Origin of the sequence: Sphingomonas kaistensis (assembly GCF_011927725.1) — a bacterium.
Lineage (GTDB): Bacteria > Pseudomonadota > Alphaproteobacteria > Sphingomonadales > Sphingomonadaceae > Sphingomicrobium > Sphingomicrobium kaistense.
The window spans coordinates 2,254,355-2,266,481 of record NZ_JAATJC010000001.1 but is presented as its reverse complement, the minus strand read 5'-3'; the positions used below and the strand labels follow the sequence as shown (position 1 = coordinate 2,266,481).

General features: G+C 67.1%; 16 protein-coding genes. 8 read left to right on the top strand and 8 right to left on the bottom strand.

Features of this window, described 5'->3' with window-relative positions; all coding sequences use genetic code 11:
- Positions 1-28 precede the first annotated feature (28 nt).
- On the top strand, positions 29-235 hold the full coding sequence (locus GGQ97_RS11140; RefSeq protein WP_168069605.1) for a hypothetical protein: 207 nt from the start codon (positions 29-31) through the stop codon (positions 233-235).
- 52 nt (positions 236-287) lie between these two features.
- On the top strand, positions 288-1,700 hold the full coding sequence (locus GGQ97_RS11135; RefSeq protein ID WP_168069603.1) for an amino acid permease: 1,413 nt from the start codon (positions 288-290) through the stop codon (positions 1,698-1,700).
- Between the two features lie 2 nt (positions 1,701-1,702).
- Here the strand turns inward: GGQ97_RS11135 and GGQ97_RS11130 are convergent, their stop codons facing one another.
- The 3 genes from GGQ97_RS11130 to GGQ97_RS11120 all read right to left on the bottom strand — a co-directional run bounded on the left by GGQ97_RS11130 (position 1,703) and on the right by GGQ97_RS11120 (position 4,799).
- Positions 1,703-2,662: a PilZ domain-containing protein gene (locus tag GGQ97_RS11130; RefSeq protein ID WP_168069601.1), complete on the bottom strand. Its 960-nt coding sequence runs from the start codon at positions 2,660-2,662 to the stop codon at positions 1,703-1,705.
- A 132-nt stretch (positions 2,663-2,794) separates the two neighbouring features.
- A complete protein-coding gene (gene glnA, locus GGQ97_RS11125) occupies positions 2,795-4,213 on the bottom strand; it encodes a type I glutamate--ammonia ligase (protein WP_168069600.1) in 1,419 nt (472 codons plus the stop codon).
- Between the two features lie 103 nt (positions 4,214-4,316).
- Complete coding sequence (locus tag GGQ97_RS11120) at positions 4,317-4,799, bottom strand: TVP38/TMEM64 family protein (RefSeq protein ID WP_168069598.1); 483 nt, start codon at positions 4,797-4,799, stop codon at positions 4,317-4,319.
- 108 nt (positions 4,800-4,907) lie between these two features.
- On the opposite strand from GGQ97_RS11120, the gene GGQ97_RS11115 reads away from it, so the two are divergent.
- A complete protein-coding gene (locus GGQ97_RS11115) occupies positions 4,908-5,342 on the top strand; it encodes a nuclear transport factor 2 family protein (RefSeq protein ID WP_168069596.1) in 435 nt (144 codons plus the stop codon).
- Here the strand turns inward: GGQ97_RS11115 and GGQ97_RS11110 are convergent.
- The gene (locus tag GGQ97_RS11110; protein WP_168069594.1) at positions 5,339-5,563 is read right to left on the bottom strand and encodes a helix-turn-helix domain-containing protein; all 225 of its coding nucleotides are present in this window, start codon (positions 5,561-5,563) and stop codon (positions 5,339-5,341) included. The two genes, GGQ97_RS11115 and GGQ97_RS11110, sit on opposite strands and share 4 nt — an antisense overlap.
- A gap of 38 nt (positions 5,564-5,601) precedes the next feature.
- Positions 5,602-5,940, bottom strand: coding sequence for a P-II family nitrogen regulator (locus GGQ97_RS11105; protein WP_168069592.1), 339 nt, complete (start codon positions 5,938-5,940; stop codon positions 5,602-5,604).
- Positions 5,941-6,015: 75 nt separating this feature from the next.
- Between GGQ97_RS11105 and GGQ97_RS11100 the strand changes: the two genes are divergently transcribed.
- Positions 6,016-6,762, top strand: coding sequence for a phosphocholine cytidylyltransferase family protein (locus GGQ97_RS11100; RefSeq protein WP_209023014.1), 747 nt, complete (start codon positions 6,016-6,018; stop codon positions 6,760-6,762).
- Between the two features lie 6 nt (positions 6,763-6,768).
- Here the strand turns inward: GGQ97_RS11100 and map are convergent, their stop codons facing one another.
- The gene (gene map / locus GGQ97_RS11095) at positions 6,769-7,596 is read right to left on the bottom strand and encodes a type I methionyl aminopeptidase (RefSeq protein WP_168069588.1); all 828 of its coding nucleotides are present in this window, start codon (positions 7,594-7,596) and stop codon (positions 6,769-6,771) included.
- A 47-nt stretch (positions 7,597-7,643) separates the two neighbouring features.
- Between map and GGQ97_RS11090 the strand changes: the two genes are divergently transcribed.
- Positions 7,644-9,095, top strand: a complete 1,452-nt coding sequence (locus tag GGQ97_RS11090) for a S41 family peptidase (RefSeq protein ID WP_168069586.1) — start codon at positions 7,644-7,646, stop codon at positions 9,093-9,095.
- Positions 9,096-9,133: 38 nt separating this feature from the next.
- Positions 9,134-9,892 (top strand): competence/damage-inducible protein A, encoded by a 759-nt coding sequence (locus GGQ97_RS11085; RefSeq protein ID WP_168069584.1) that lies wholly within the window; start codon positions 9,134-9,136, stop codon positions 9,890-9,892.
- Here the strand turns inward: GGQ97_RS11085 and GGQ97_RS11080 are convergent.
- Entirely contained in the window at positions 9,868-10,116 is a 249-nt protein-coding gene (locus GGQ97_RS11080; RefSeq protein WP_342448522.1) for a hypothetical protein, read from the bottom strand. The genes GGQ97_RS11085 and GGQ97_RS11080 overlap by 25 nt on opposite strands.
- 41 nt (positions 10,117-10,157) lie before the next feature.
- Positions 10,158-10,523 carry a DUF4440 domain-containing protein gene (locus GGQ97_RS11075; protein ID WP_168069582.1) on the bottom strand — a complete coding sequence of 122 codons (366 nt, stop codon included), beginning with the start codon at positions 10,521-10,523 and terminating at the stop codon, positions 10,158-10,160.
- An 81-nt stretch (positions 10,524-10,604) separates the two neighbouring features.
- On the opposite strand from GGQ97_RS11075, the gene GGQ97_RS11070 reads away from it, so the two are divergent.
- Positions 10,605-11,054, top strand: coding sequence for a MarR family winged helix-turn-helix transcriptional regulator (locus GGQ97_RS11070; protein WP_168069580.1), 450 nt, complete (start codon positions 10,605-10,607; stop codon positions 11,052-11,054).
- The gene (locus GGQ97_RS11065) at positions 11,051-12,124 is read left to right on the top strand and encodes an HlyD family secretion protein (protein WP_280740517.1); all 1,074 of its coding nucleotides are present in this window, start codon (positions 11,051-11,053) and stop codon (positions 12,122-12,124) included. The genes GGQ97_RS11070 and GGQ97_RS11065 overlap by 4 nt, the downstream gene beginning before the upstream one ends.
- The last annotated feature ends 3 nt before the right edge of the window (positions 12,125-12,127 follow it).

Genomic DNA, 12,127 nt, shown 5'->3' with positions numbered 1-12,127 from the left:
TGAACCCCTTGGCGGCTAGGGGAGGGTCATGCAGACCTTTATCGCCTCCCGTGACGCACTCGACGATGCCTGCCAGCTGATGGACTCATTCGGCGCCGACGCAGCGCTCGAGGCTGCAGTCCGGGCGGAAGGCGCCCGCGACCGCGGCAACGTGCTGCGCTTCTGCCATTGGCGGCAGATTGAACGGGTGATCGTGACCCTGTCCGACGCGGAGCCGAAGGGCACTGTGCACTGACCGTTCGACCTTCGGGTTGACGCACCAGCGGCCTTCCGCTTCGTTCGGGTCCATGAACAACTGGACCTATCGCAAGAGCGTCACCGCGCACGACGAGCTCGCCGAACATCATCGCCTGGCGCGCACCCTGTCGTGGCCGCACCTCGTGGCGTTGGGCGTCGGCGCGATCGTCGGCACCGGCATCCTGACCCTGATCGGCGTCGGGGCCGGCAAGGCCGGGCCGGCGGTGATCCTGAGCTTCGCGATCGCCGGCCTGATCTGCGCCTGTGCCGCGCTCGCCTATGCCGAGGTGGCGACCATGATCCCCGCTTCGGGATCGGCCTACACCTACAGTTATGTCGTGTTCGGGGAGCTGATCGCCTGGATCATCGGGTGGAGCCTGATCCTCGAATATAGCCTGGTGGTCAGCGCCGTGGCGGTCGGCTGGTCGGGCTATGTCTCGGGCTTCCTGGCAAGCCTTGGCTGGGGGCTTCCGCAGGCGTGGATCGCAGGGCCTCACGCGGGCGGAATATTGAACCTGCCGGCGATCGTGATCATCGGCCTGGTTGCGGCGATGCTGATGGCGGGAACGCGGGAAAGCGCGACGCTCAACGCGGTGCTGGTGCTGGTCAAGATGGCGGCGCTGGCGCTGTTCATCGCCATTGCCCTGCCGCACTTCCAGGCAAGCAATTTCGAACCGTTCATGCCCTATGGCTTCCCGCGCTCGGGCCCGAGCGGAAGCGAAGTGGGCGTGATGGCGGCCGCCGCGATCATCTTCTTTGCCTTCTACGGCTTTGACGCGATCGCCACCGCGGCCGAGGAGGCCAAGAACCCCGGGCGCGACCTGTCGATCGGGATCGTCGGATCGATGGTGGTGTGCGTCGCCATCTACATGGCAGTGGCCGCCGCGGCGATCGGCGCGCTGGCCTACACCCGGTTCGCCGACAGCCCCGAGCCGCTGGCCCTGATCCTGCGCGAAATCGGGTCGGGGTGGGGAGCCCAGCTGCTTGGCGCCAGCGCGGTGATTGCGCTGCCGACGGTGATCCTCGCCTTCTTCTATGGGCAGAGCCGGATCTTCTTCACCATGGCCCGCGACGGCCTGCTGCCCCAGGGCCTGGCGCGGGTGTCGAGCCGGGGCAGCCCGGTGCGGATCACGTTGTTCACCGCTGCGGTGGTGGCGGTGATCGCCGGCCTGTTCCCGCTCGACGAGATCGCGGCGCTGGCCAATGCCGGAACGCTGGCGGCGTTCGTGGCGGTGTGCGCCGCGATGCTCGTGCTGCGCCGCCGCGATCCGGGTGCCGAGCGCAAGTTCCGCGCACCTGCCGCCATGGTCATCGGTCCACTGGGGATCCTCGGCTGCCTTTACCTGTTCTGGAGCCTGCCCGCTCAGACCCGCTGGTATTTCCTGCTGTGGAACCTGATCGGCCTTGCGGTCTACGCCTTGTGGGCGCAGCGGCAGGCGGCGCGGAGCCGGGCTCCGGCCTGACCCTAGCGGCGGTGGATGGCGCTGCGCGTGCTTTCCAGCTGGCGGTGGAGCTGGCTGAGATCGGCTTGCGCCCACTGGGATTTCCACGGGCCCTGCTGGCTGGTGTCGTCGCGCAGGTAATCGGGCGCCTGCCACCGTGAGTTGGCGACCTGCGGACGGGCCTTGGCCAGTTCGGCCAGGTCATACGGCGACCGGAACTGCAGTCCGCACTGGTCGCCATGCGCCCAGTTGACCGTGGCGAAGATCGAACCTGCCTCGCCGAGGTCGAGCAGCAACTCGGCCCCCACAGGATAGGTGGTCGCGCATTCGACCAGGGCGCCGCTGGACGAGATGTTGCGCAAGCGAACCGGCGCGCTGTCATGGTCGTAATGGACGATGCCGGACCAGATCAGCGGATGACGGAGCTCCCGCTCGGTCATCTCGTGCGGCTCCCCTTCAACAGCAGCTTCTTCGGCGACCGGCTCGACAGCGACGACGTCGGACTGCGCCTTCGCAACGTCGGGGAAGGAACGCGCGATCACCGCAAGCAGGGTGGTGGTGAGCTGTTCCTGTCCGGTATCGATCCGCGTTTCGTGGGCGAATTCGAGCCCGAAGCGGGTCCCTCGTACCCAGCGCACGATCGCCTCCAGGCTGGCGCTGCCGCCGAGCTTGAGCTCGACCCGGTCCCACAGCTTGAGGTCGTCGGCGCCCTCGATCATCGCCCCGCCGCCCGACAGGTTGACCAGGGTGACGGGCTGGACCTGCCCGTCCTTGCTGAGCTCGGCATGTTCGGAAGCGAGGCGATGGCGGTCGGCGTCGCGGTGATTGGCCTGGCGGATCGCCTCGCGATTGATCGCCACGTCGGCGAAGCTTTCGTCCTCCGCGGCGCGGCTGGCCTCGGCGCGGGGCGCCTTGGCTTTGGTGCGAAGCAGCGGGTCGCTGAGGGGCTTGCCCGCGAGGAGTCGATCCCGGAAGTCGTTCATGCTTGCTCGCCGTCCCCGCATTCTAAGAGGAGGCAATTCTAGGAGTGACGGGTTACCAACTGGTTGCCGGCGGCCGGAAGACGGGCGGCAGATGCGTCGTCCCCGCCCGGGCAGGGACGACGCGATTGTGGGTCAGCTCGAATAATACATGTCGAACTCGACGGGGCTAGGAGTGGTCTCCCAGCGCATGACCTCGTCCCACTTGAGTTCGATGTAAGCGTCGATCTGGTCGGCGGTGAAAACATCGCCCTTCAGCAGGAAGTCCTTGTCGGCGGACAGGCTGGTGAGCGCCTCGCGGAGCGAACCGCAGACGGTCGGCACGCTGACCAGTTCGGCCGGCGGCAAGTCGTACAGGTTCTTGTCCATCGCCTCGCCCGGGTGGATGCGGTTCTGGACGCCGTCGAGGCCGGCCATCAGGATCGCGGCATAGGCGAGGTACGGATTGGCCATCGCGTCCGGGAAGCGGAACTCGACGCGCTTCGACTTTTCGCCGGTGCCGTACGGGATGCGGCACGAGGCGGAACGGTTGCGGCTGGAATACGCCAGCAGCACCGGCGCCTCGAAGCCCGGGACCAGCCGCTTGTAGCTGTTGGTCGTCGGGTTGGTGAAGGCGTTCAGCGCGCGGGCGTGCTTGATGACGCCGCCGATGAAGTAAAGCGCGGTGTCCGACAGGCCGGCATAGCCGTTACCGGCGAACAGCGGCTTGCCGTCGCTCCACAGCGAGAAGTGGGTGTGCATGCCCGAGCCGTTATCCTGCGCGATCGGCTTGGGCATGAAGGTCGCGGTCTTGCCGTAGGCGTGGGCGACCTGGTGCACGACATACTTGTAGACCTGCATCCGGTCGGCAGTTTCGACCAGGGTGCCGTAGGTCAGGCCGAGCTCATGCTGGGAAGCGGCGACTTCGTGGTGGTGCTTGTCGCAGGGCAGGCCCATTTCCAGCATGGTCGACACCATTTCGCCGCGGATGTCGACGGCGCTGTCGACCGGAGCGACGGGGAAGTAGCCGCCCTTGGCGCGCGGACGGTGTGCCATGTTGCCGCCCTCGTAGGAGCGGCCGGTGTTGGTCGGCAGTTCGATGTCGTCGAGGTGGAAGTAGCTGCCGTTATAGTCGTCGCCGAAGCGGACGTCGTCGAACATGAAGAACTCGGCTTCGGGTCCGACATAGACGGTATCGGCGAGGTTGGTTTCCTTGAGGTAGGCCTCGGCGCGGGTCGCGGTGGAGCGCGGATCGCGGGCGTACAGTTCGCCCGTCGCGGGTTCGACGACGTTGCAGCACAGGATCAGCATGGGGGTGGCGCTGAACGGATCGATGTAGGTCGCGCCCAGATCCGGCATCAGGATCATGTCGCTCTCATTGATCGCCTTCCAGCCGCCGATCGACGAGCCGTCGAACATGAAGCCGTCTTCCAGCATGTCCTCGTCGATGGCGCCGGCCGCCATGGTCAGGTGCTGCCACTTGCCCTTGGGATCGGTGAAGCGAAGATCGACCCACTCGATCTCCTCCTCTTCAAGTCGCTTCATGATGTCGGAGGCGGTCACCTTGTCGGCCATGGAAGAATCGTCCTTGCGCTTGCTTGAGAGTTGCGGAGACACCGATTCCAGCCGGTGGCCTCGAGGCCAAGGGCAGGGTGAAATGTTCGCGGGAACCTTGCGATCAGCCGAGTATCAGTCCGGGACTCGCGGCCGCCAGGACCACACTCGGCAGCAGCCCGATGAGGGTCGCGAGTGCAAACGGCGTGCGCTTCATCGAGGTAAGCGCGGCGCCGGCAGTGATCAGGGGCCCGGGAGCGCCGGCAACGCGCAACGCTGCGACCGCATAGGGACCAAGACGCGTCAGCCGCTCCTCGAAAGGTTCGAGCCGGCTCCCGAACCGGCGGCGCAGCCGTTCGGCCCCGAAGCGGCGGGTAAGGGCGAACAGGAACAGGCTTCCGGTCATCGCCCCGGTCGCGACGGTCAGCACCGCCAGCCACGGCCCGAGGAGCAAGCCGCCGGTCAGGCTCATCGGGATGATCATCCCGGGAATCGAACAAGCGGTGAGCGTCGTGGCTAGTAGGTAAAGGAGCAAAGCGCCGCCGACGGTGCCGCCGATCGCCGGCAGCAACGGAGCCAGTTGAAGGTGCAGCGCGGCGAGTTCCATGCTTGATAGCCAATGAACAAGGGCAGGGAGCGTTCCCGACCGCAACCCGATCCGCCCTCTATCGAACGCGCCGTTGCCTCCGCGCAACGCGGCGTTATGAGCCGTTGCATGGCAAGCGAGGGTAATGTGCGTATCGAGGCGCTGGAGCATCAACTGATGCGGGCGTGGCTCGAAGGTGACCGCAAGGCGATGAAGAAGCTGCTGTCCGGCCGCTTCCGCCTGGTCGTCGGGGCCAAGTCGCCGGTGCTGCTCGACCGCAAGAGCATGATCGAGGCGGCGGGCACCGGATGGCGGCTCAATGGCTATCGTGTGGGCAACAGCGTCTATTCGCGGACCATCGGACCGTCCGCCCTGTTCGCAGCCGAGCTTGAGCTCAAGATCGAGATCGACGGCGTCGACCTGTCCGGCTCCTGGTGGATGGCGGATTACTGGCGCCGCTCGGGAATCGCGCAGCGCTGGCAATTGGCCGATCGTCAGCTCGCCCGCATCGACGACGGCTCTCCTTTCCCCGACGCGGTGCGCGGGCTCCAGCTCTGGCGCTAGAAGGCGCGGCGCTGGGCGGCGACCAGCATCCGCAGCAGCATGGCGACCGGACGCGGCACGCCGACCTTGCCCTCCAACCATAGCGACACGGCCGAGCGGCTGACCCCGATCGCCGCAGCAAGGTCGTTCTGGGTTCGATAGCCGAGCGCGCGCATGTGGCTGCGCAGTTCCTCGGGCGCCATCGAGGCGAGGCGTGGATCGGGGGTAGGCTGGTCGGACATCTGGTTTTCAGCTCTCGGGCAGCGACGGGCAGCGCGGGTCAGATCGCATCCGCGCCCTCGTCCCCGGTGCGAATCCGTATCGCCTGTTCGATCGGGGAGACGAAGATCTTGCCATCGCCGATCCGACCGGTGCGGGCGGCGCCGGCAATCGCCTCGACGGTGTTCGCGACGAGGCTGTCCTCAACCACTACCTCGATCTTCACCTTGGGCAGGAAATCGATGACATATTCGGCGCCGCGATAGAGCTCGGTGTGGCCCTTCTGGCGGCCGAAGCCCTTGACCTCGGTCACGGTCATGCCGCTGACCCCGACCTCGTGCAGCGCGTCCTTCACGTCGTCCAGCTTGAACGGCTTGATGATCGCTTCGACCTTCTTCACTTATTCTTCTCCCGCGCCCTGCTTGGGTCACCTTAGACAGCGTCTTGGCTTTGCCGCAATTCCCCGGCAACCGCTCTGGCCATGCGTCAGGCAATCATCCTGTCGGCGGGACAGGGCTCCCGGCTCGGCCAACTCACCTACGACCGGCCCAAGTGCCTTATCGAGTTCGGCGGGCGAAGCCTGCTGGACCGGCAGCTCGACGTCGCCGCTGCGTGCGGGATCGAGCGGGTAGTGGTCGTTACCGGCTTTCGCGAGGATGCGGTGGAAGCCGCGCTCGAACGGCGCCGCGCGGCGGGGCAGGGGCCGCAGGTACGCACCCTGTTCAACCCCTTCTACAAGGTCGCCGACAATACCGGGTCTCTGTTCATGGCGCGGGAAGCGCTGGCGGGGGACACCCTTGTCTGGAACGGCGACACGATGGTCAGCCCCGCCCTGATGAAAAAGGTGGTGGCGAACCGGCAGCCGGGCATCTGTGTCACCATCGATCGCAAGGCCGACGGCTATGATGCCGACGACATGAAGGTCGTGGTCGAAGACGGACGGCTGCGCGCGATCGGCAAGCGCCTGACCGACGACGACGGCGTGAACGCGGAGTCGATCGGCCTGCTCGCCTTTCGCGGCGACGGCGCGGAACGCTTCCGCGGGGCGATCGAAGCGGCCATGCGATCGCCCGAGGGCACGCAGATCTGGTATCTCAGGGTCATCCATCACCTGGCGCAGGACAGCGCGGTGTGGACGCTCGACATCGCCGGGGAGCAATGGGGCGAGGTCGATTTCCCCGAGGATATCGAACGCGCCGAAGCGATGGTCGCGGACTGGTAGGCCCGGTCAGTAAGGCGGCTTGTGGAGCCCCTTGGGACTGGTCGTGAAGATCTCGCAGCCGTCCTCGGTGATCCCGATTGAATGTTCGAACTGGGCCGACAGCGAGCGGTCGCGGGTCACCGCGGTCCAGCCGTCGTCGAGCATCTTGCAATCGGCCCGACCGATGTTGATCATCGGCTCGACCGTGAAGAACATGCCCGGCTTGAGCTCCGGCCCGGTCCCCGCGCGGCCGGCGTGGACCACCTCGGGGCTGTCGTGGAACAGGCGGCCGAGCCCATGGCCGCAGAAATCGCGCACCACCGAATAGCGGTTCTTTTCGGCATGCTGCTGGATGGCGGCGCTGATGTCGCCGAGGCGGTTGCCCGGGCGGGCCTGCTCGAGCCCGAGCATCAGGCATTCGTAGGTGACGTCGACCAGCCGCCGCGCTTTCACCCCGACGTCGCCGACCATGTACATCCGGCTGGAATCGCCGTGCCAGCCGTCGAGGATGGGGGTCACGTCGATGTTGACGATGTCGCCGTCCTTGAGCGGCTTGTCGCTCGGGATGCCATGGCAGACCACGTGGTTGATCGAGATGCAGCTGCTGTGGGTGTAACCGCGATAGCCGAGCGTCGCGGGCACCGCGCCCGCGTCGCGCATGAGGCGAAACACGGTGGCGTCGAGCTCGGCGGTGGTGACGCCGGGCGCCACCAGCGGGGCCATGGCGTCGAGGATTTCGGCGGCGAGGCGCCCCGCGGCCCGCATGCCGGCAAAGCCTTCCTCGTCGTGAAGCTTGATCACGCCGCTACGGGCTTCGCTGCGATCCTCGGCGGCGACGGTGATGTACTGAGTCATTCCTGCTATGTAGGCAAGCGGACGCGAAAAGTCGAAGGAGCGGTGGGGTGCGGCGCAGGACTTTTCTGAAGGCGGGCGGAGCCGCTGCGCTTGGCGGCCTGTCGGCGCGAAGCTGGGCCGCGGACCTGACGAGCCCGGGCGATCTTGCCGGAGATGTGGCGATCCTGCGTCAGGCGCTGACCCTGCACCCGGGGCTGTATCGCTATCAGTCGCCGCAAGCGTTCGAAGCGCGGTTGCAGCGATTTGGAGCGGCCTTCACGGCGGCACCGGACCTGACGGGTCGCTATCTGGCCCTGACACGGCTGACGGCGGCGATCCGCTGCGGGCATAGCTACGGCAATTTCTTCAACCAGAAGAAGGCGGTGGCGGCTGAGCTGTTCGACCGTCGAACCCGGCTGCCGTTTCACTTCGTCTGGATCGACCGCGCAATGGTGGTCAGCAGCGATCCTGCCGGCGGGCTTCCCCGTGGGACCCGCATTCTGGCCGTCAACGGACAGGATCCGGCCGTGCTGCGGGACCGATTGCTGCCGCTAATCCGGAGCGACGGGCATAACGATGCCAAGCGCATCTCCCTGCTGGAGGTGCGCGGCGACGATCGCATCGAGACCTTCGACGTATTTCAGGGCCTGGTCGCCCCGCCGGCGGGGGGCGAACACCGCCTGATGGTGGAGGAGCCGGGTGGACGGCGGCGGGAGGTCCGGCTGCCGGCGATCGGGCTCGCGGCGCGACAGGCGACGATGACCGAGGCGGCGGTGAAGCCCGACCAGCCGCTGTGGCAATGGGCGATGCGGCCCGACGGGGTTGCGGTGTTGACCATGCCCGGCTGGGCCATCTGGGATAGCAAGTGGGACTGGAAAGGCTGGCTGGGCGAGCGGCTCGACAGCCTTCCGGGCGCAAAGGGTCTGATTGTCGATCTGCGCGACAACGAGGGCGGGGCGGATTGCGGCGACTTCATACTGGCGCGGCTAATCGATCGTCCCTGGACCCCGCCCGCGCTGCATCAGCGGCTGCGCTTTCGGCGCACCCCGGCGGCCCTCGACCCCTATCTCGACACCTGGGACGACAGCTTCCGCACGCTGGGCGAGAAAGCGACGCCGCTTTCCGACGGTTTCTTCCTCCGCCCTGCGGGAGAGGATGCGCTCTCAATTGCGCCAGCGGGGAAGCGATTGCCGGTCAAGGTCGCGGTGCTGACGGGCCCGGTTAACAGCTCGGCCACCTTCCAGTTCGCGCTCAACATGCGGGCGATCGGAGAGGGCAAGCTGTATGGCCGGCCAACCGGGGGAAACTTGCGCGGGATCAATGGCGGCTGCTTCTTCTTCGTCCGGCTCCCCGCGAGTGGACTGGAATTCGACCTGCCGCTGGTGGGCTATTATCCGGAGGGGTCGCAACCGGACGCCGGCCTGGCGCCGGACGTCGCTCTGGCGCCGACCATCGCGGACATCGCCGCCGGGCGCGATCCTGTGCTGGAGCGTGCGGCAGCCGACCTCGCCCGAGGGTGAGCTTGCGGGAGTGCGGGGAGGGGCCTAGCGCCTCCTCCATGGCAAGCACGAAGACCTGGACCGCCGCGCTCCTCATTATCGGTGACGAAATTCTGTCCGGCCGGACGCAGGACCGTAATGTCGCGCAGGTCGCGACCTGGCTCAACGTGCAGGGCATCCGACTAGCCGAGGTGCGGGTGGTGCCCGACGTGCTGGAGAAGATCGTCGCCGCCGCCAACGCGCTGCGCAGCGAGAACGATTACCTGTTCACGACCGGCGGGATCGGCCCGACCCATGACGACATCACCGTCGACGCCATCGCCGCGGCGCTGGGCGTGGATGTCGTGATCCATCCCGACGCCCGAACGATCCTCGAGCGCTATTACGCAACGCGCGGCGGGGTCACCGACGCGCGGCTCCGGATGGCGAGGGTGCCCGACGGGGCGGAACTGATCGTCAACAAGGTGTCGGGCGCGCCGGGCATCCGCCACGGCAACATCTTCATCCTCGCCGGCGTGCCGCATATCGCCGCAGGGATGCTCGACGCGCTGACCGGCACGCTGGAAGGCGGCTTGCCGGTGGTCAGCGTGACGCTTGGCGGGATGGTGCCCGAGAGCGAGGTTGCCGACCTGCTGCGCGAAACCGAGCGTGCCCATGACGGGATCGCCATCGGGTCCTATCCCTTCTTCCGCGAGGGCCGGGTCGGGGCCAATTTCGTCATCCGTTCCGAAAGCCAGGAGGATGCGCAGGCGGTCGCCGACCTATTGCAGGCGAGCCTCGAAAGTGCCGGTTATCAGGTGGTGATGGGCGGCGTCTGAGCCGCCCACCAGTCGGCATAAGGCGTATTCTTGGCGAGATGGCGGTTCCAGTCGCGCGCGCCGTCATCCCACCATACCGGCCCGCGCTCACCCAGCCCCCGCTTGGCCGCATCGACCCGGGCGCGGTCTCGCTTGCGGCGGGCGTCCATCAATTCGCGCACCAGTTCCTCCCGCCGCTCGGGCGGAAGGCCTGGGTTGCTGAGGCGCCAGAGACGCCCGCGCACCACGAAATAGCGGCCGTCGGGCGTCCTCGGATGCTCGTCGCTCAGGCGTCGACCACCGCCTTGGGCGGCACCACCTGGCTGTGGTGGACCACGGTCCAATCCTCATGGCCGCGGCGCATCATGGTCGAGCTGGCATAGCAGCGATACGTCTCCTCGCCGCGCTTCGCCTCGACCTGATAGCCGATCACGATCAGTCCTTCGTGCGGCCGATTCACCTTGGTGTCGGAGAAGCTGACCTCCTCCCAGCGCGGAGTGTTCTTGACCGCTTCCTTGGCCTGATCGCGGGTGAACAGGAACGGCTCGGACGGCAGGCTCATGACGACGTTCTCGTCGACCAACGTCTCGTAAACCTCGTCGCCGCCGTGCCACAGCTTCTCTTCCATCGCCCAGATACGCTCGTCTTCCATCTCTTGATCTCCTCTTGCTCGACCGAACGGGCGGGAACGAGGGAGGTTCAACGGCGTTGATTTAATAAGCAACCTTACTATATGGCGCGTATGGAACAACTGGCCTGGGATATCGGAGAAACTTCGCACGCGCTTCGCCGCGCGTTCGACCGGCGGGCGGCGGAGCTTGGCATCACCCGCGCGCAATGGCGCGTGCTGGCGCGGCTGGACCTCCAGCCCGGGCAGCGGCAGGTGGATCTGGCGGAACGGATGGATATCGAGCCGATCACCCTGTGCCGGATTGTCGACAAGCTGGAAGAAGCGAATCTGGTCGAGCGGCGCCGTGATCCCGGCGACCGGCGCGCCTGGCAGCTTTACCTGAGCGACAGCGCCGCGCCGCTGGTCACGAAACTTCACGCGCTGGCCGACCGTTTTTCCGCGGAGATTTTCGGCTCGCTCGATCGGGCAGAGGTCGAGCGGACCCGCGCGCTGCTCGCCACTATCAGAAACAATATCACCGGCCTGGCGCCGGTCGCGAAGGCATCGGCATGAATCAGGAAACCAAGATCACCGGCACCCCGCTCGAGGACGAGCAGGTCGTCGGCACGGCAGAGGCCGGCGAGGAGATCGCTCCCAAGACCCCGGGCAAGCGCAAGCGGCTGATGCTGTTCCTTGTCGTGCCCTTCTTGCTGCTTGCGGCAGGCGGATGGATGTGGTGGTCGGGGCAGGGCAAGGTCGAGACCGACAATGCCCAGCTGAAGCAGGACATCACCTCGGTCGGCGCGCAGGTCGGCGGCCCGATCGCCGAAGTACTGGTCAAGGAAGGCCAGCAGGTCCGTGCCGGCCAGCTGCTGTTCCGGATCGATCCCGAGCCCTATCGCGTCGCCCTGCTGTCGGCCGAGGCGCAGCTGGCGCAGGCCCGGCTGGCCAAGAGCCAGGTGGTGACCGCAGCGGCGGGGACCGGCGCCGACATCAGCGGTGCGCAGGCGCAGCTGACCATCAACGAGCGCGCGCTCGCCCGCCAGGCCGAACTGCTGCGGCAGGGCTTCACCACCCGCGTCCGCTACGATGAAGCGCTGGCCGACGTCACCAGCGCCCGCACCGCGCTGTCCGACGCCCGGTCGCGTGCCGCCAATGCCGGTGCGGCCATCGCCCCGGGCGGCGAACAGCCGGGGGAGGCAGCCGCCCGCGCCGCCATCGCCAAGGCAAGGCTCGATCTCGCTCGCACCGAAGTGCGCGCGCCGACGTCGGGCACGGTCGCCAACACCGATCGCCTGCTGGCCGGTCAGCAGGCGGTGCCCGGGATCGGGCTGCTGAGCCTGGTCGCCTCCAGCGACGCGTGGGTCGAAGCCAATTTCAAGGAGAAGGACCTGGCGCGCATGGCTCCGGGACAGCGCGCCCATATCGAGATCGACGCCTATCCGGGGCTTGAGCTCACCGGCCGGGTCGCCAGCATCGGCGCCGGCACCGGCAGCGAATTCGCCATCCTTCCGGCGCAGAATGCCAACGGCAACTGGGTCAAGGTGACGCAGCGCGTGCCAGTCCGGATCCGCTTCGACGGCAAGCCCGCCAAGCCGATGATCGCGGGCCTCAGCGCCACGGTCACTGTGGATGTGGAGTAATCG

What these genes read in the sequence shown, in the direction of transcription:
- GGQ97_RS11140 (WP_168069605.1), top strand. Translation starts at nt 29, where the DNA reads ATGCAGACCTTTATCGCCTCCCGTGACGCACTCGACGATGCCTGCCAG.
- GGQ97_RS11135 (WP_168069603.1), top strand. Translation starts at nt 288, where the DNA reads ATGAACAACTGGACCTATCGCAAGAGCGTCACCGCGCACGACGAGCTC.
- GGQ97_RS11130 (WP_168069601.1), bottom strand. Translation starts at nt 2,662, where the DNA reads ATGAACGACTTCCGGGATCGACTCCTCGCGGGCAAGCCCCTCAGCGAC.
- glnA (WP_168069600.1), bottom strand. Translation starts at nt 4,213, where the DNA reads ATGGCCGACAAGGTGACCGCCTCCGACATCATGAAGCGACTTGAAGAG.
- GGQ97_RS11120 (WP_168069598.1), bottom strand. Translation starts at nt 4,799, where the DNA reads ATGGAACTCGCCGCGCTGCACCTTCAACTGGCTCCGTTGCTGCCGGCG.
- GGQ97_RS11115 (WP_168069596.1), top strand. Translation starts at nt 4,908, where the DNA reads ATGGCAAGCGAGGGTAATGTGCGTATCGAGGCGCTGGAGCATCAACTG.
- GGQ97_RS11110 (WP_168069594.1), bottom strand. Translation starts at nt 5,563, where the DNA reads ATGTCCGACCAGCCTACCCCCGATCCACGCCTCGCCTCGATGGCGCCC.
- map (WP_168069588.1), bottom strand. Translation starts at nt 7,596, where the DNA reads ATGACTCAGTACATCACCGTCGCCGCCGAGGATCGCAGCGAAGCCCGT.
- GGQ97_RS11085 (WP_168069584.1), top strand. Translation starts at nt 9,134, where the DNA reads ATGGCAAGCACGAAGACCTGGACCGCCGCGCTCCTCATTATCGGTGAC.
- GGQ97_RS11075 (WP_168069582.1), bottom strand. Translation starts at nt 10,523, where the DNA reads ATGGAAGACGAGCGTATCTGGGCGATGGAAGAGAAGCTGTGGCACGGC.
- GGQ97_RS11070 (WP_168069580.1), top strand. Translation starts at nt 10,605, where the DNA reads ATGGCGCGTATGGAACAACTGGCCTGGGATATCGGAGAAACTTCGCAC.
- GGQ97_RS11065 (WP_280740517.1), top strand. Translation starts at nt 11,051, where the DNA reads ATGAATCAGGAAACCAAGATCACCGGCACCCCGCTCGAGGACGAGCAG.